The organism is Hoeflea sp. EC-HK425 (genome assembly GCF_902498795.1).
Taxonomy (GTDB): domain Bacteria; phylum Pseudomonadota; class Alphaproteobacteria; order Rhizobiales; family Rhizobiaceae; genus Hoeflea; species Hoeflea alexandrii.
In genome coordinates this window covers 2,912,472-2,928,768 of the sequence record NZ_LR701572.1, presented here as the reverse complement: position 1 = coordinate 2,928,768, position 16,297 = coordinate 2,912,472, and the positions used below count along the sequence as shown (strand labels likewise).

The window sequence follows — 16,297 nt, the reverse complement described above, 5'->3', positions numbered from 1 at the left end:
CGCGTAGCTGCGTAGCTGTCTTGTGCTAAATTTTCTCAGCCGCGTTGCTCAAAACGCAACGCGTGTTACAGTAAGATGCCATGAAACACCTCGTCACCTTTCGCATGATCGATGCCATCGCACGCACGGGTTCCATCCGCTCCGCGGCTGAACAGGTGAATCAGACGCCCTCCGCCGTTCAGCGCCGATTGCAAAACTATGAAGACGAACTCGGCTACGAGATTTTCCAGCGCACCAGCAAGGGTGTCCGGCTCAATGCCGCCGGTGAAATGGCCATCCAGCACATCCGCCAGACGCTTGCCGACACAGAGCGGCTCAATTCCCTGATCGCCGATCTTGCGGGCGTGCGGCGCGGACATGTCAACATTGGCTGCAGCCAGGCTCTCATGCCGTATTTTCTGCCCGCCCAGATCGCCCGCTACCAGGCCAGGTATCCGGAGGTGACCTTCAACGTTCAGGTCATGGAGCACAGCCGTGCCGCCGAAGCGCTGGAGGCCTTCCAGGTGGATATCGCGCTGGTTTTCGATGAGAAGACCGTGCCCGATTACGAGGTGCATCTGGCGGTTCCACAGCGCCTTGCAGCGATCATGGCGCGGGACCACCCGCTCGCCCGCCACAAGATCCTGCGTCTCAGGCAATGTTATGAATTTCCCGTCGCGCTCGCCCTGCGCGGCTTCAGCGGCCGGTTGCTTCTCGAACGCGCGCTCCACGGCAAGACCTTCAGGAAGCCGCCCATCGTACAGAGCGATTCCTTTGAGTACCTTATGGCCCATGTGGCAACGACCGACGCGATCACCTTCCAGATCCAGATCGGTGCGCCGGATGCTTCTCAGTCAGCCCCGCAGGAGAGGGGCATCATCAGCCGCGAGATCGATACGCGCGATGTGACGGGCGGAATGCTGCTGCTCGGCCTCAAACGAAACCGCGCCTTGCCGGTCGCAGCGTCCCGTTTCGTCGAACAGATCACCCTGTCGCTCTCCGATGAATACCGGCCATCATCGGATTGATGAACCGCGCAGCAGGCTTGTCCGCGACACGAAAGACAGGGATTTCCAACAACGGTATCGCCAATTGGAAAGCGGCGGCCTTCGGACACGTCTATGGTCTCGCCGGCCAGTTCATGACCCATGATCCGAGGATATGCCAGATAGGGATGGCTGCCTTCGGAGATGTCGGTGCCGTAGATTCCGATCCGTTGGATGTGCACCCGCGCCCTGGCACTTCTGTTTTGGTGCTCATGGCTACCCGGAGTGGTGGCAACAGTGCCCAAGTCCGCGCACCGCTGTTCGAGCACCGGTGAATGGACCTTTCCCAATCTCAGCTCGGAAACACTTCACTTCTTCTGTTTGCGAGAAACATGAGCCACGTGTTGACCGCCATGCTCATGCCACCCCCAAGTCATGGAACCTGGGCGCCGGTCGCGGTGACATAGATAGAATAGAGCGAGCGGGTGGCGGCAATGAACAGGCGGTTGCGCTTCGGGCCGCCGAAGGTGAGGTTGGCGACCGTCTGCGGCACCAGGATCTTGCCGAGCAGCTTGCCGGAGGAATCGAAGCAGTGAACGCCGTCCGCGGCACTTGACCAGAGATTTCCGTTCATGTCGGTTCGGACGCCGTCCGGAATGCCGTTGTCGATCACGCTGAAGACGCGGCCATTGGCAAGCCGCTTGCCATCCTTCACATCGAAGACGCGGATGTGCCGCGGCAGGCTGTCGTCATGGCTTGCCGCGGAATCGGCCACGTAGAGAACGGTTTCGTCATGCGAGAAGACGAGGCCGTTGGGCTGGACGAAGTCCGTCACCACGGCCGTGAGTTCGCCGGTCGCGGGATCAAGGCGGTAGACATTGCGCGTCGGCTGCTCGGGGTCCGCGCGGTAGCCTTCATAGTCGGACAGGATGCCGTAGGTGGGATCGGTGAACCAGACAGTGCCGTCGGATTTGACCACGACGTCATTTGGCGAATTGAACCGTGCCCCTTCGAAACTGTCGGCAAGCACGGTAATCGAACCATCTATCTCCGTGCGCGTGACCCGGCGCGTGCCATGCTCGCACGAGATCAGACGCCCCTGCCTGTCACGGGTATGGCCATTGGCGAAGTTCGACGGCTCCCGGTAGACCGAAACGCCGCCGTCGGGCGTCCATCGCAACATGCGCTGGTTTGGAATGTCGCTCCACAACAGCTGGTTGGCGTCATTGAACCAGACCGGACCTTCTGCCCAGCGGCAGCCGGAGTAGAGCTCGTCGAGTCCCGCGCTTGTCACGATCAGGTGCCTAAAGCGCGGGTCATGGATTTCGTAGATGCTGGCTTCTGCCATGTCGGTCTTTCTCTTTATCGCATGCCTGTCCGGCGACCGCCGGCGAGCATGATGACGCTAATGATGATGAGCCCGGTCATGATGAGGCGGACACCTGCGCCGATGCCGTAGGTGTTGAGCATCGAGACGACCAGGAACATGAAGAGCGATGCGCCCCAGATTCCGGGCACGTTGGAGTAGCCGCCGGCGACTGCCGTGCCGCCGATGACGACGACCGCGATCGACATCAGCAGATACTCCGCCCCCATGTTGAGCGCCGCGCCGCCGGAGAAACAGGCAAGCAGGTAGCCGGCCACCGATGCGAGCACCGCGCACAGCAGATAGGTCACAAAGCGCGCGCCATCGACCGGAATGCCCGCCATGCGGGCGGCCGCCATGCTCTGGCCGATAGCCGAGATCCAGCGGCCATAGACCGATTTTTCCAGAAGTACCCAGGCAATGAGCGACAGGCCGAGCGCGACCAGCGCGACGTTCGGGACACCCAACGTGCTGGACGTCGTGAAATCCGCCAGGACGGACGGCGGCTTGATGCGCAGACCCCGGTTTGTCCAGATCGCCGCCGACTGCACGATGAAGCTCATTGAAAGCGTCGCGATGATCGGCGGAATCCGCAGCGCCTTGATCAGCGCGTAGTTCCCGACGCCGACCGCCAAGCCGATCAGTACCGCGACAAGCAGGCCAGGCACCACCATGCCGTTTTCGACATTCATCAGCTTCAGCGCTACCGTGCCCGCCAGCGTCATTGTGGCGGGCACCGAAAGGTCGATGTTGCCCGGGCCAAGCGTGATGACGAACATCTGTCCGATACCCACGATGATCGAGAAGGCGGCGAAGGTAAGTGCCGCCTGGCTGAGCCCCAGCGTGCTTGCGCCACCCGTTACCATGATCGTCGCAAACCAGACCAGGAAGGCCGCGATCCATGACCAGATCCAGGGCTTTCTTGCCAGATTGCCGAAGGAAATCATGGCTGCGCCCTCCGTTTCTCGACACGGTTGAAGACAAGGCGCAGCGCCAGCACGATGATCAGGATCGCGCCCTGCGCGCCGATCTGCCAGTCCGGAGAGATGCGCAGGAACGACAGGAACGAACCCGCCAGTGTCAGCGTAAGTGCACCGATGACCGCGCCGATTGGCGACACGCGCCCGCCGGTGAACTCGCCGCCGCCGAGGATGACGCCGGCAATCGACAGCAGCGTGTAGCGCAGCGCGATATTGGCGTCCGCCGACGTGGTCAGCCCGACCAGCGCAATGCCCGCGGCGACCGCGAACACACCGGCAAGTCCGTAGGCGGCAGCCCGCGCGGCAATTATCGACCAGCCCGCACGCTCCACGGAGCGCTGGTTGCCGCCAACGCCACGGATCAGAACGCCCAGCGACGAGCGCATGACGATGAGATGCGCGACGATGGCGATGACGATGCTGGCGACGATGGCCATCGGCATGAGCGGCGGCTTGACGGTCATCAGCCAGCGCACCAAGTCCGGCGCCTGCCCGCCCGGCGCCGGCAGCATCAGCACCGCGAGCCCGGCCCAGACAAAGCTCATCCCCAGCGTCACGACGATCGAGGGCAGATTGCGCAGGTAGATCACGACACCTATCAGTGCATAAATGCCCACCGCGCCGGCAAGAATCAGTGTGCCGACAAGCGGCGCGTCACGCAGGAAGGTCGCCGTCACGCAGGCGACGAAGCTGACAAAGGCGCCGATTGAAAGATCGAGATCGTTCACCGCCATCACCAGCATCTGGGCGATCGTCGCCAGCGCGATCGGCACTGCCAGGTTCAAGAGAAGGTTGAGCCCGAAATAGCTCATGGCCCGCGGCTGCAGCCAGAAGACGGCTGCGAGCAAAACCGTCATCGAAAGCGCCGGAATCACCAGCCGCATCGCATCCGAAGTTAGACGCAGCTTCATGTTGCCACTCCCTCGAAGGAGGCGGCGATGATGTTGGTCTCGTTGACATCGTCGCCGACGAGTTCCGCCGTGATGACACGCTCTCGGAAAACATAGACGCGGTCGCACAGCCGCACCTCGTCCATCTCGGTGGAATACCAGATAAAAGTCCGTCCCTTGGCTGCCTCCTGCCGGATGATCTCGTAGACTTCCTGCTTGGTGCCGACATCGACGCCGCGCATGGGATCGTCCATCAGGATCACCGGTGCCCGGGTGGCAAGCGCGCGTGCGAAAAGCACCTTCTGCTGATTGCCGCCCGAGAGCGAAAGGATACCGTTGTCCACGTCCTGTGTGCGGATCTCGATACGCCGCTTCCAGTCGGCTCCACGCTCTGCTTCCTCGGCGGTCCGGACGACGCCGCCCTGAGACAGGTCTGCCAGCGATGCTATGGAAAAATTGCGAAGGATGCTCCAAAGTTCGAAGATTCCGTTGAGACGCCGGTCACCGGCGACGAAGGTTACGAGCGGATCGCGTCGCGGCCACCAGGCGTTCGATTGCACGGCGTGAAGGGCAAGCAGCAACTCGGTCTGCCCGTGTCCCGCAAGCCCGGCGAGCCCGATGATTTCGCCCTGACGGGCGGTGAAGGGAATGCCGTCTGCCTGATGCCTGAGCACGATCGGGGCGGCTGCAAGTTCCCGGGCGGACCGCTGAAACGCCTCCTCCTTGGCCACGCTTCCCATCGCCTCGACCAGGCGCTGATGGTCGAACTCGGTGGCCGGCCGTTCGGCGACGACACGGCCGTCCTTCATGACGACGATGCGGTCCGAGGTTTCCAGAACTTCGTGCAGGATGTGCGATATGAAGATGACCGAGCCGCCGCTCGCAACGAAACGCCGGACGTGGTCCAGCATCTGGCGTGCGAGGCTCGCGTCCAGGGATGAGGTCGGCTCGTCGAGGATGACCATGCGCGGCGCAATGCCGGCATCGGAGAAGGCCATGGCGATTTCGACCATCTGGCGTTCTGCGATCGACAGGTCGCCCACCGGCTGGCCGCTGTCGATGTTGTGACCCGGAAACACCGCATCCAGGCTTGTCTCTATCACCTTGGCGGCCTTCGCGCGCCAGCCGAAGCCGCCAAGTTCATGGTGCATGATGCGCGTATTCTCGACGATGGAAAGATTGGGGCAGAGAGACAATTCCTGGAAGACGCAGCGCATCCCCCGTCCCCGCGCGATGGTGATGTTGTAGCGGTCGAGCCGCTCGCCATCGCTGGAGACCGTCCCTTGCTGCGGCGTCAGGCCGCCATTGATCACGTTGACGAGTGTCGATTTGCCGGCGCCGTTGTGCCCGACGAGACCGATACATTCACCCGGCATGACGCTCAGCGTCACCCCGTCGAGCGCCTTCACGGCGCCGAAGCTGACCCGGGCGCCATCAACCTCGATCACCGCCTTCTTCATGTCTTTGGCCATGGTCGCCGTCGTCTCATCGAATAAAGAAAGAAAAGCGCGCGGCCATTCGCGACCGCACGCCAGTCACCGGGAGGTTCAGTTCGCGGCTTCGATGACCTGAATTGCATCTTCCTGCGAGTATTCAACATTGGCAACGCCACCGGCCTGGGTATTGGCCAGGTTTTCTTCGAGGTTGTCCTGGTCGATGCGCAGGAACGGCACGACGAGATCCTTGCTGACGTCCTTGCCGTCGAGGATTTGCTGGGCGACCCAGAACGCCAGCGTCGAGACGCCGGGCGCGATCGAGACCGACATGGTTTCGTAGCTGTTTGCGTCCTTCTGCTCTTTCCACCACTTCAGTTCGTCTTCGCGATTGCCCATCACGATGATCGGCATTTCCCGGTCGGTTGCGGCGATCGCCTGGGCCGCGCCATAGCCGTCGCCGCCCTGGGTGACGACGCCGACGAGTGCAGGCAGGCTCGGCAGGATGCCGGCAACCGCCTTCTGTGCGACGTCCTGCGCCCAGTCGCCATGAACCGAGCCGGCGATCTTGAACTTCGGGTATTCCTCGACGCCGGCATGGATGCCGGCCGAGATCTCGTCATCGACGAAGACGCCGGCGAGGCCGCGGATCTCCAGCAGATTGCCGCCATCGGGCAGTTTTCCGGCGAGATACTCGACCTGGCTGCGCCCCATTTCCTTGAAGTCGACGGCGATCCGCCAGGCACAGGGTTCGGTCACGATGCCATCGAAGGAAACGACAGTCACGCCAGCATCGCAGGCTTCCTTGACTGCGCCGTTCAGCGCTGTCGGCGAGGCAGCGTTGATGACGATCGCGTCATAACCCTGAAGGATCATGTTCTGGATCTGGGCGGCCTGTTCCGTGGCCTGGTTTTCAGCAGTGGTGAAGGCATCCGCGGCGGCAACGACGCCTGTCTTCACGGCCTCGCCGGTCACCTTCTCCCAGCTGGTCAGCATGGCCTGGCGCCAGGAGTTCCCGGCATAATTGTTGGAGAGCGCGATCTTCTTGTCGGCGGTGTCGGCGAATACGGAAACAGGCATGGCGGCGCACGCGACGGCGACCGATGCCAGAAGCATCTTACGAATTGTCATGTCTTTCCTCCCTGATGATCCCGCCAAATTGGCGGATCGCTTCATCCCGGCCCCCAATGAGCCTGAACAAAAAAATGTTCTTGCACTGAGCTTCCTCCTCTCAGTAAGGCCAGTATGCTGAAGCCGTTTGGGGCTGTACAGGCGCGTGGCGGCAAGATGTTTGCGGGTTCTGCGCAAAAACCTGCGGGTTTACGCAAGACGGAGCCCCCTCCGCAGGCGCTTACTGGCGAGGCGATGGCGGCGGAGGGAGCTTGCCGTTTCGGGAGGAACTGACAATGCTGCATCTCGCACCGGCAGCCCTGATCGATCATTACTTGGGCATTTGCAGGCTGCTTGCGGGACAGCTCGATTTTCGCTCAGCCATTTGTTCTGTCGCGGCCGAAGTCGCCCATATCGTGCCGCACGATCATCTCGATGTCTGCGTGCTGCTTGAGGATGGCAACTACCACACGGCCTATGAGACCGGAATCGACACTGCCTGGGGCGAGCTTGTGGGCGCGCCGGTTGTCGACAGCCCGATCCGCTCCCTGCTCTGGGGCGAAGTGGAATACTTGCTTGCCGATGACGCCATGACCGATCCGCGCTTCCACTTCGAGGGCGCCTTCAAGCGACCCATCTTCGAGCAATCGCTCAGAAGCCGCCTGCATGTGCCGATGAAAGTGCAGGGCACGATCATCGCGGCACTTTCCTGTTCGTCGCAGAAGGCCGGCATCTACACGATGGAGGATGTCGAGCGCGCCCGCATCATCGCCGACCTTCTGACACCCTATTTCTTCGCCTTGCGCGCCGCCGAACAGGCCCAGCGCTCGGCTATCGTCGAGGCCGAGGCGCGGGCGCGCGAAGAGGGGCTGAGGCTCGGCGCATTGAAACTCACCGAGGCGCTCGAGCAGGAGCGTCAGCGCATCGGCATGGATCTGCACGACCAGACACTGGCTGACCTGACACGCCTCGCCCGCCACGTCGACCGCCTGTCCCATGCAGGCGAAATGGCGCCGGAGGCGCTGGAGCCGGTTTCGCGGTCCCTGCAGCACTGCATGCAGGATCTGCGGCATATCATCGAACAGGCAAAGCCCTCCGTCCTGCAGCTGTTTGGTCTCGCCCAGGCTATTGAGCACCACCTGGATCGATCGATGAGGGACACCGGCTCCACCACCGAGTGGCGCCTCACCGATGAAACCCATGGTATCCTGGAAAAGTTGGAACCCACTGTCAGCGTCGCGCTTTTCCGCATAGCGCAGGAGGCGATCAACAATGCGGTGCGCCACGCTGCCCCGCTTGCCATCACGGTCCGCCTCGACGCGGATGACGAGCGGCTGCTGATCGAGATTTCCGATGACGGCAGCGGACACGCAAAAACGCGAAAGCGGATCGGTGGAGGCATCGACAATATGCAGACCCGCGCCCGGCTGATCTCCGCGCGGTTCACGATCGCGTCGGGGCCCGACAATCGTGGTACCGTGGTCCGCGTGGTGCTGCCGCTTGCGCCGCCGGCCGGCGTGGAAAGCCTTGGGGAGGGGCGGTATGAAGGTTCTGATCGTTGAGGACGACCCGTTGCATCGGACCTATCTCCACGAGGCGGTGGTTGCCGCCCTGCCCGAGTGCGACACGGTGATCGAGGCGGAAAACGGGTTGGCCGGGGAAAAGCTCGCCCGCGACCACAAATCCGCGCATATCGTCATGGATCTGCAGATGGCGACCCGCAATGGCATCGAGGCGGCGCGCACGATCTGGAAGGAACGGCCGGAGACGCACATCCTGTTCTGGTCGAATTACTCGGACGAGGCCTATGTCAGAGGTGTTTCGCGCATCGTTCCCGACGGCGCCGCCTATGGTTACGTCTTGAAATCAGCTTCCGATGAAAGGCTGCGGCTCGCGCTTCGCTCGATCTTCATCGAGAGCCAGTGCGTCATTGACCGCGAGGTGCGGGGCCTCCAGCAAAAAAGCCTGGGCCAGACCAACGGCTTCACCGATTCCGAATACGAGATCCTCGTCGACATCGCGCTCGGACTGACCGACCGGACCATTGCCAGGCGCCGCAACCTTTCGCTGCGCAGCGTCCAGAACCGCCTGCAAAACCTTTACGACAAGCTCGATGTCTATCAGGCATCGAATGACGAGAACGAAGATGGCCGCTTCAATCTGCGAGCCCGGTCGGTCACGGTGGCCTTCCTGCGCAAACTCCTCAACTACAGTGCTCTCGAAAGGGCGGAGGCGGAACTCAGGGAGTGGCTTGATGCAAAATAGGCCTTGTGACCTGGCGTTTTGCTGTTGAGACTTCACGAGAGCGGAACAGGGACCGGGCTACGATGCCCAGTCCTGGGGACGCGGGGAGGCTCCGGACGGTGGCCGGAGAAGCGGGCGAGTGCAGAATTGGAAAAGGAAATGACCTGCAGAATGCCGATGGGTTCCGGTATTACCGCGTCGGATGATGGCCCGGCGTTGTCTTCGCTCAACGTGGATCCGGCTTTTCGGTCATGACCGCTGTGTCCGTCTCCTCGGTCCTTCATTCCCCGAACGCACGGCTCGGTGTCGCGGTCATGCTGCTCGGGATCTTCCTGTTCGCGCTCAACGACACGCTGGGCAAGTGGCTGGTCGCGACCTACCCGGTCGGCCAGGTACTGCTTGTCCGCAGTATCGCGGCGCTGCTGGTTCTTTGGCCTTTCCTTTGGCGCATGGGCTGGAGGCCGCTGTTCAGCCTCGAGCGCCCGGGCATGCAAGTCTTGCGGGTGGGCCTGTCATCACTCGAAGTCTACGCCTTCTACTTCGCGGTCATCTACTTGCCCCTGGCCGACGTCATGACCTATTGGCTGGCGGCGCCGATCTATGTCGCGGCGATGTCGCCTTTCCTGCTGGGCGAACACGTGGGCTGGCGCCGTTGGACGGCCATCGTCATCGGCTTCGCGGGGGTCATCATCGCGCTCGAACCCTCGTCGGCGACAATGACGGCGCCGGCCTTGATCTCTGTATTGGGAACATTCTGCTTTGCTTTCATGATGCTCTCGGGCCGGGCGCTCAGAGCCACGCCCGACAAGGTGCTGGTGTTCTGGCAAAGCGTTGGAGCCGGAATTCTCGGGCTTGTCACGGCGCCGTTTGGCTGGGTGCAGCCATCTGGCTTCGATCTGGCCCTGCTGGGCGGGCTCGGCGTCGTCGCCATGATGGCGCATGTCTGTGTCAACCGGGCAATGAAGCTTGCAGACGCGGCGGTTGTCGCGCCGTTCCAGTACACACTGTTGTTCTGGGCAGTCGTCTTCGGTTTCATCGTTTTCGGCGACGTGCCGCGCCCGGCAATGCTCGCAGGCGCCGCAATCATCATTGCAGCCGGGCTGTTCATCTTCTTCCGTGAGCGCAGCAAACATAGTACTTCGTAGCTTTCCGAAAAAACAAAGACCATGGATTGGGCCACGTTCCGAAACCTGGACACTGACATAAGTTACGATTTGCAGTCTGCCGGTCTTCGACGAGAAGGAGATCAGATATCTCAACACGCAATCAGCACGCGTCCGAATTCAAGGCAAATCTCGCCCTGGAAGCCCTGGAGAGCAAAGAGACCGCCGCCGGGTTGTTGACCCGGTTTGGGGGTATCGGACGATGACCATCAATGGAAACGCGCTCTGCTCGAAGCTGCATCCGGCGTGTTTGAGCGTGGCGGCCGGAACAAGCCTGCGATCGGCGAGGAGCAGGGAGCCAATGCCGCACCGCATGCGAGCCATCTCGGAGGTTCAGGGCACGGCGCAGACCGCGGGTCGATCAGCGGCGGAAACCAGGCAACTTCAATCGATCGGAACGATTGCGGCGTTCGCTTCGAACACGCGACGCTCCACTACCTGTTGACCAACCCGGTCTATGCCGGTCGGATCGGCACAAGGACGTCATCCAGCAAGGGCTGCATGCGCCAATCATCGATCCGGATGTCTGGGATCGGGTCTGAATGCATCTCCAGGAAAGTGCTGCCCCAAAGCGGGTCGAGGGCAAGGGTGGGGCAATCATAAGTCCTCTTGCCGGCAAGCTCGTCGACGAGACCATCGACAAGCTCACACCCAGCCACGCAACAATAGAGGCAAGCGCCACCGCTACGTCTCGAACCGCCTGCCCAACACTGCCGGGAAAGACGGCAGCAACTCTACGGCTGTCGGCTGGTCCCGAAGGGGAGGTATATCCGGCCTCAGCCACACGAGTGCGCTTGCAAGCCATTGAAATATAGCCGCAATCCGAGCGAGAAAGTAAATCAGATCAAAAACTTGAAAAGAGTGGCTGGGGAACCTGGATTCGAACCAGGACTAACGGAGTCAGAGTCCGTGGGTCTACCGTTAACCTATTCCCCAACGCGGCCGGCACGGGCAGAACCCGGTCGGCGCGCCGGTGTATAACCAATAAACGATAGGGATGCAAACCCGGATTGCAGAGTTTTTTGATAATGCTCAGGATAAATGGCAGATCATGCCTGCGCCTGCCTCGCGTCCCGGCGGACGGAACGCGAAAAGAGTTTTTGCGTTCTGTCCGCCGCTTTGCTAATCTTTTCCCAACGACAAACCGTGAAGCGTGGTGCGGGCCCTTGCTCGCCGCGCATGACAGGACAGACCGTGAAAGACCTTCGCGACGGCGACACGCCAGACGTAGGTGCATCACTGGCAGGTGAAAGGCAGTCTGGGCGCGCCGGCAAGGCAGCGACGGACGGCGTGAAGCAGGAACACGGCAAAACCGTGGTTCCAAGCTCGTCTTCTGATGCATCGGCATCAGGGCGATCTTCGGCCAGCGAATCCACCACCAGAAAGGACGGCCCGGAGCCGTCGGGACGACGCAGGCGGCGACGCAGGAAATCTGCGCGCAAGGGCGAGACCGCGAGCGCGCCCGCGGCCTCCACCGAAAACACAACGTCAGCCGAGACCGCGGCAGCGCCCGCGGGCGGCAAGAAAGGGCGCAGGCGACGCCGCAAGTCCGGCCGCGAAATTCAGGGCCGCCCGCTCACCTCGCAGAAATCACCGGGCCAGCCGCATGCCGGGCAGCAAGCCGGCGCAAGCACTCAGCCTGTGGCCGGTGCGCAGACCAAGCCCGCCGCCGCTTCCGGGCAGGGCGTGCGCAGGCAGGCCGATGACCTCTATGCCGCGCTTGATCTGGGCACCAACAATTGCCGCCTGCTGGTCGCCCAGCCGACGCGGCCGGGTCAGTTCAGGGTGGTGGATGCGTTTTCGCGGATTGTCCGGTTGGGCGAAGGCCTCGATGCCACCGGCGAGTTGTCGCAGGACGCCATGGACAGGGCCGTGGAAGCGTTGAAGATCTGTGCCGGAAAGCTCAAGAACCGGCCGGTGCGACGGCATCGCCTGATTGCCACGGAAGCCTGCCGGTCGGCGCGCAATGGTGCGGCGTTTCTGGAGCGTGTGCTGGCCGAAACCGGCCTCGAGCTCGAAATCGTCACCCGCGAAACCGAAGCCAGGCTGGCCGTGGCCGGCTGCTCGTCGCTGGTAGGCCGCGAGACCGACGGCCTGGTGTTGTTCGATATTGGCGGCGGCTCTTCCGAGATTGCCATGATCGACCTGACCGAAAACCGCTCGAACCGGCTGGCCAATCACATCAAGGCCTGGACGTCGCTGCCCGTGGGCGTCGTGACATTGTCGGAACGCCATGGCGGCTGCCTGGTCACGCCCGCGGTGTTTCAGGCGATGGTCGAGGAAGTCGATGCCATGCTCGCGGCCTTTGACCCGCCGTCGCTGCCGGCGTTTTCGGCGCTCGGCGAGGGCCGCATCCACCTGCTCGGCACGTCGGGAACGGTCACCACGCTTGCCGGCCTGCATCTCGACCTGCCGCGTTATGACCGCCGCAAGGTAGACGGATTGTGGCTGTCAAACGAGGATGTCGACCGCATGCTCGACAGGCTCTTGTCCTGGGATTTCGAGGCCCGCGCCGCCAATCCCTGCATCGGCGCCGACCGGGCCGATCTGGTGCTGGCCGGTTGCGCCATCCTGCAGTCGATCCGCAAGCGCTGGCCATCGGAGCGGATGCGCGTTGCCGATCGCGGACTGCGCGAGGGTCTTCTCAACGAGATGATGGCGTCCGACGGGGCCTGGCGGCGCAGCGGCCGGAACCACCGCCATCGCAACCCGCGACCCGTGCAAGGGGACAAACCATGACCCGTCCTCCGACAGGACCCACCGGGCGCAAGCTTGGACAGAAGGTCAAGCGCAAGAGCAAGCTCAAGGCCTCGTCCCGGCGCTGGATCGAGCGCCATCTCAACGATCCCTATGTCCAGCAGGCCAAGCAGGAAGGCTACCGCTCGCGCGCTGTCTACAAGCTTCTCGAGATCGACGCCAAGCACAAGATTCTTGACAAGGCCAAACGCATCATCGACCTCGGCGCAGCACCCGGCGGCTGGTCGCAGATCTCGGCGCAGGTGACCGACTCCACCGATCAAGATCCGAAGGTCGTGGCTATCGATTTCCTCGAGATGGATGGTCTGGCCGGCGTCAAGTTCCTGCAGATGGACTTTCTCGACGACGCCGCGCCGCAAGCCCTCAAGGACGCGCTCGGCGGCGCGCCCGACGTCGTCTTGTCCGACATGGCGGCCCCCACCACCGGCCACCAGCGCACCGATCACCTCAGGACCATGCATCTGTGCGAGGTGGCGGCGCATTTTGCCATCGAGGTGCTGACCCCTGGAGGTCACTTTCTCGCCAAGACCTTTCAGGGCGGTACCGAGAACGATCTCCTGACCCTGCTCAAGCAGAATTTCAAATCGGTCATCCACATCAAGCCGCCGTCTTCGCGCGCTGAATCGGTGGAGATGTTCGTTCTGGCCAAGGGCTTCAAGGGCCGCGGTAATCCGGAGCTAGCTGCGAACGGGTGAAGCGGCGCGGGGCCCGGCGCGCCCGAGCGCCCGGCCCGATACCGCGTCGCCGGCATCCGGGGGCAAAACCAGGAACGGCAGGATCGCCACAGAGGTCAGCGCTGCCACCGCGAAGAAGGCGGTGTGAAACGCGTTGAGACCGAGCACTCCGCCATTCAGCCTTGTCACCACTTCGACAATGCCGCCGGCAAGTGCCACGCCGATGGCGATGGAGACCTGCTGGGATGCCGAGGTGATCGAGCTCGCCTGGGCCGCCTCTTCTGGGCTGATTTCGGAAAAGGTCAGGGCATTGACCGCGGTGAAGAACATCGACCGTACAAGTCCGCTGACGAACAGGATCAGGAGGATCAGCGTGATCGGAGTCGCGGGTGTGAAGAACCCGTTGACCGCGATCGAGAGCGCAGATCCGGCGGCTGCCACCAGCAGCGTGAAGCGGAAGCCGCCGAGGCTCAGGATTCGTTTGATGGCAAATTTCATCAGGATGGCGCCTGCGGCCGAGATGAAGGTGATCATGCCGGACTGGAACGGCGACATGCCGAAGCCGAGCTGGAGCATCAGCGGCAGCAGAAAGGGAACGGCGCCCGACCCGACCCGGAACAGGCTTGATCCGAGCAGCGACAGGGAAAACGTCCGGTTCCGGAAGATCTTCGGATCGAGCAGCGGCTTGGGGTGCGCGCGGGCGTGCCTGAGATAGGCGATCAGCGACAGTATGCCGATCCCGGTTATGGCCAGACCCCACACCGGCGGCAGGACCGGAAGGCTGATCACCGACAGGCCGAAGACGATTCCCGAGGTTGCGGTTCCCGATAGCAGGAAACCGGTCCAGTCCACCTTGTCGCGGACGCGGATGCCGTCGTCAGGCAGGATCTTGATCGCGAAAACGATGCCGGCGAGCCCGATCGGAATGTTGATCAAAAAGATCCAGTGCCAGCTCAGGAACGTGGTCAGGAAACCACCGACCGGCGGGCCCACCATCGGGCCGACCAGTGCGGGTATCGTCAGCCAGGCCATGGCACTGACCAGTTGCGACTTTTCGGTCGACCTCAGCAGCACCAGCCGGCCCACCGGCGTCATCATCGCCCCGCCCATGCCTTGCAGGAAGCGCGCAGCCACGAATTCGATGAGGCTGCCCGAGACGGCGCAGGCGATCGATCCCGCGAGGAACACGCCGATGGCGATGGCAAAGATGCGCCGTGCGCCGAAACGGTCGGCCATCCAGCCGGAAATAGGAATGAAGATTGCGAGCGATACGAGATAGGCCGTCAAGGCCAGTTTGAGCGAGATCGGACTCGTGTTGACGTCGGCCGCGATCGCCGGCAGCGCGGTGGCGATGACGGTCGAATCCATCTGTTCCATGAAAAGGGCAACAGCCAGAACAAGCGGAATTGAACGATTCACAGGAAGTATCCGTTGGAGCAGAGACAGCCGCGCCGGGCACGGAAGCAAATGGAAGGCTGACGGTATCGCAGGAAAAAGCCGTCACTGAAAGGGTGACACCATGTCAATCTTGGCGAAGTCAACCTGAACGCCCCTTCGAACCGGAGCGGCTTTCCCAGGCGATTGCCCTGTGCGCGGCAAGCTTTAAAGCCATTCGAATAAGCAATGCATATATAATTATGCTAAATCTCAGAACAGTTTTGCTAGCAGTTCAATAAAGTCATAGCCGCCATTCCTGCCACCCAGATGATGGGCGAGGAAGCTTTCGGACAGGCGTGCGGTCTGCACACGGGTTTGCCAAAGGGAATAGCAGTGGTCTTCGTGATTGAAGTAGGCCGCTTCGACGTCCTTTCCTGCGCGTCGAAGCGCACGGGCAAAGGCCTCTGCGTGTTCGACGGGCGCAACCTCATCCGCTTTGCCATGGGTGATCAAAACCGCACCCCGAATGCTTTTTGCAAGTTCAAACGGGGAGGCGACGATCAAAGCCATCACATCGCCTTCGCCGGTACCTTGCACGCTTGTAACGACAGCCTTGAACGGGGTCATCACGGATTGCCTGCCGGGGAGAGGCCGCGGCATGTCGATCACGGCGGAATGAAGGATTGCGGCTTTGAACAGGTCGGGCTCGAGCACCATGGTCATCAGCGCCAGGCGCGCGCCCATCCCTGATCCAAGCACCGCCAGGGCCTGCGGGTCGGCGATACCCTGTTCGATCCGCAGCCTGACCTCGTCCCGGATCATAGCGGCCCCGCAGGAGCTCTCTCGGGTGGCATCTAAGGGTGCGCCCAAAGCCAGATTGGCGGATGAAGCCCCCCGGCAAGCAATGGAAAGCACGGCATATCCGCGATTGGTCAGGAAGAGCTCTGTGCGTTTCCTGTCTGCCGAAATGCCGCTCTCAGCCCCGCTTTCTATCACAACGACCATCGGCAACGGCCCTGGATCGGGACCTGTTAGCGGCAACGCAAGACGGATGGTGCTGCCGTTCCTGTTGCCGTATCGCTGCCGCCACCCTATCTCGGTGCCGGATGTTAAGCCGATGTTAGGTTCCTTGTCATGGCGCGGCAAAGCGCTTGATGCTGCATAGAGATCATGGATCGCGAGCAAGGGCGGCAGACCGACGGATTTCAAGCCCGCATGCTTCGCCGGCTGGTCCTTGCTGACCAGCGCGTAGAGCAGGAAAAACGACGCCAGAAAGGCAGCGATCAGGCCGAGCAGATTGTTCAAGATGAGGCTCCCTTGAGAACCCCCTATGCCGCG

At 62.2% G+C, this 16,297-nt stretch carries 13 protein-coding genes, 1 tRNA gene and 1 pseudogene; 6 read left to right on the top strand and 9 right to left on the bottom strand.

What is annotated here, in order from left to right; genetic code table 11:
• Window positions 1-80 precede the first annotated feature (80 nt).
• On the top strand, window positions 81-1,007 hold the full coding sequence (locus tag SPHINGO391_RS16885; RefSeq protein WP_152009923.1) for a LysR family transcriptional regulator: 927 nt from the start codon (window positions 81-83) through the stop codon (window positions 1,005-1,007).
• Window positions 1,008-1,033: 26 nt separating this feature from the next.
• Here SPHINGO391_RS16885 and SPHINGO391_RS16880 read toward each other — a convergent pair.
• The 6 genes and pseudogenes from SPHINGO391_RS16880 to SPHINGO391_RS16855 form a co-directional block, all read right to left on the bottom strand.
• A pseudogene (locus SPHINGO391_RS16880) lies at window positions 1,034-1,270 on the bottom strand (alcohol dehydrogenase catalytic domain-containing protein); the annotation flags it as partial.
• Between the two features lie 128 nt (window positions 1,271-1,398).
• Entirely contained in the window at window positions 1,399-2,313 is a 915-nt protein-coding gene (locus SPHINGO391_RS16875) for an SMP-30/gluconolactonase/LRE family protein (RefSeq protein ID WP_152009922.1), read from the bottom strand.
• Between the two features lie 14 nt (window positions 2,314-2,327).
• Window positions 2,328-3,278: an ABC transporter permease gene (locus tag SPHINGO391_RS16870; RefSeq protein ID WP_152009921.1), complete on the bottom strand. Its 951-nt coding sequence runs from the start codon at window positions 3,276-3,278 to the stop codon at window positions 2,328-2,330.
• Window positions 3,275-4,222, bottom strand: coding sequence for an ABC transporter permease (locus SPHINGO391_RS16865; protein WP_152009920.1), 948 nt, complete (start codon window positions 4,220-4,222; stop codon window positions 3,275-3,277). The genes SPHINGO391_RS16870 and SPHINGO391_RS16865 overlap by 4 nt, the downstream gene beginning before the upstream one ends.
• On the bottom strand, window positions 4,219-5,673 hold the full coding sequence (locus tag SPHINGO391_RS16860; RefSeq protein ID WP_152009919.1) for a sugar ABC transporter ATP-binding protein: 1,455 nt from the start codon (window positions 5,671-5,673) through the stop codon (window positions 4,219-4,221). The genes SPHINGO391_RS16865 and SPHINGO391_RS16860 overlap by 4 nt, the downstream gene beginning before the upstream one ends.
• A 75-nt stretch (window positions 5,674-5,748) precedes the next feature.
• Window positions 5,749-6,765: an ABC transporter substrate-binding protein gene (locus tag SPHINGO391_RS16855; RefSeq protein ID WP_152009918.1), complete on the bottom strand. Its 1,017-nt coding sequence runs from the start codon at window positions 6,763-6,765 to the stop codon at window positions 5,749-5,751.
• Between the two features lie 275 nt (window positions 6,766-7,040).
• Between SPHINGO391_RS16855 and SPHINGO391_RS16850 the strand changes: the two genes are divergently transcribed.
• The 3 genes from SPHINGO391_RS16850 (at window position 7,041) to SPHINGO391_RS16840 (ending at window position 10,133) form a co-directional block, all read left to right on the top strand.
• A complete protein-coding gene (locus SPHINGO391_RS16850; RefSeq protein ID WP_152009917.1) occupies window positions 7,041-8,306 on the top strand; it encodes a sensor histidine kinase in 1,266 nt (421 codons plus the stop codon).
• Complete coding sequence (locus SPHINGO391_RS16845; RefSeq protein WP_152009916.1) at window positions 8,287-9,009, top strand: response regulator transcription factor; 723 nt, start codon at window positions 8,287-8,289, stop codon at window positions 9,007-9,009. The genes SPHINGO391_RS16850 and SPHINGO391_RS16845 overlap by 20 nt, the downstream gene beginning before the upstream one ends.
• A 230-nt stretch (window positions 9,010-9,239) precedes the next feature.
• On the top strand, window positions 9,240-10,133 hold the full coding sequence (locus SPHINGO391_RS16840) for a DMT family transporter (RefSeq protein WP_152009915.1): 894 nt from the start codon (window positions 9,240-9,242) through the stop codon (window positions 10,131-10,133).
• A gap of 880 nt (window positions 10,134-11,013) precedes the next feature.
• Here the strand turns inward: SPHINGO391_RS16840 and SPHINGO391_RS16835 are convergent.
• Window positions 11,014-11,087 (bottom strand) — tRNA-Gln (locus tag SPHINGO391_RS16835).
• A gap of 243 nt (window positions 11,088-11,330) precedes the next feature.
• On the opposite strand from SPHINGO391_RS16835, the gene SPHINGO391_RS16830 reads away from it, so the two are divergent.
• On the top strand, window positions 11,331-12,890 hold the full coding sequence (locus SPHINGO391_RS16830; protein ID WP_152009914.1) for a Ppx/GppA phosphatase family protein: 1,560 nt from the start codon (window positions 11,331-11,333) through the stop codon (window positions 12,888-12,890).
• The gene (locus SPHINGO391_RS16825) at window positions 12,887-13,603 is read left to right on the top strand and encodes an RlmE family RNA methyltransferase (RefSeq protein ID WP_152009913.1); all 717 of its coding nucleotides are present in this window, start codon (window positions 12,887-12,889) and stop codon (window positions 13,601-13,603) included. Before SPHINGO391_RS16830 ends, SPHINGO391_RS16825 begins: the two co-directional genes overlap by 4 nt.
• On the opposite strand, the gene SPHINGO391_RS16820 is transcribed toward SPHINGO391_RS16825, so the two are convergent.
• Window positions 13,586-15,001 carry a DHA2 family efflux MFS transporter permease subunit gene (locus tag SPHINGO391_RS16820; RefSeq protein WP_152009912.1) on the bottom strand — a complete coding sequence of 472 codons (1,416 nt, stop codon included), beginning with the start codon at window positions 14,999-15,001 and terminating at the stop codon, window positions 13,586-13,588. The genes SPHINGO391_RS16825 and SPHINGO391_RS16820 overlap by 18 nt on opposite strands.
• A gap of 228 nt (window positions 15,002-15,229) precedes the next feature.
• A complete protein-coding gene (locus SPHINGO391_RS16815; RefSeq protein WP_193217328.1) occupies window positions 15,230-16,264 on the bottom strand; it encodes a prolyl oligopeptidase family serine peptidase in 1,035 nt (344 codons plus the stop codon).
• Window positions 16,265-16,297: the final 33 nt, after the last annotated feature.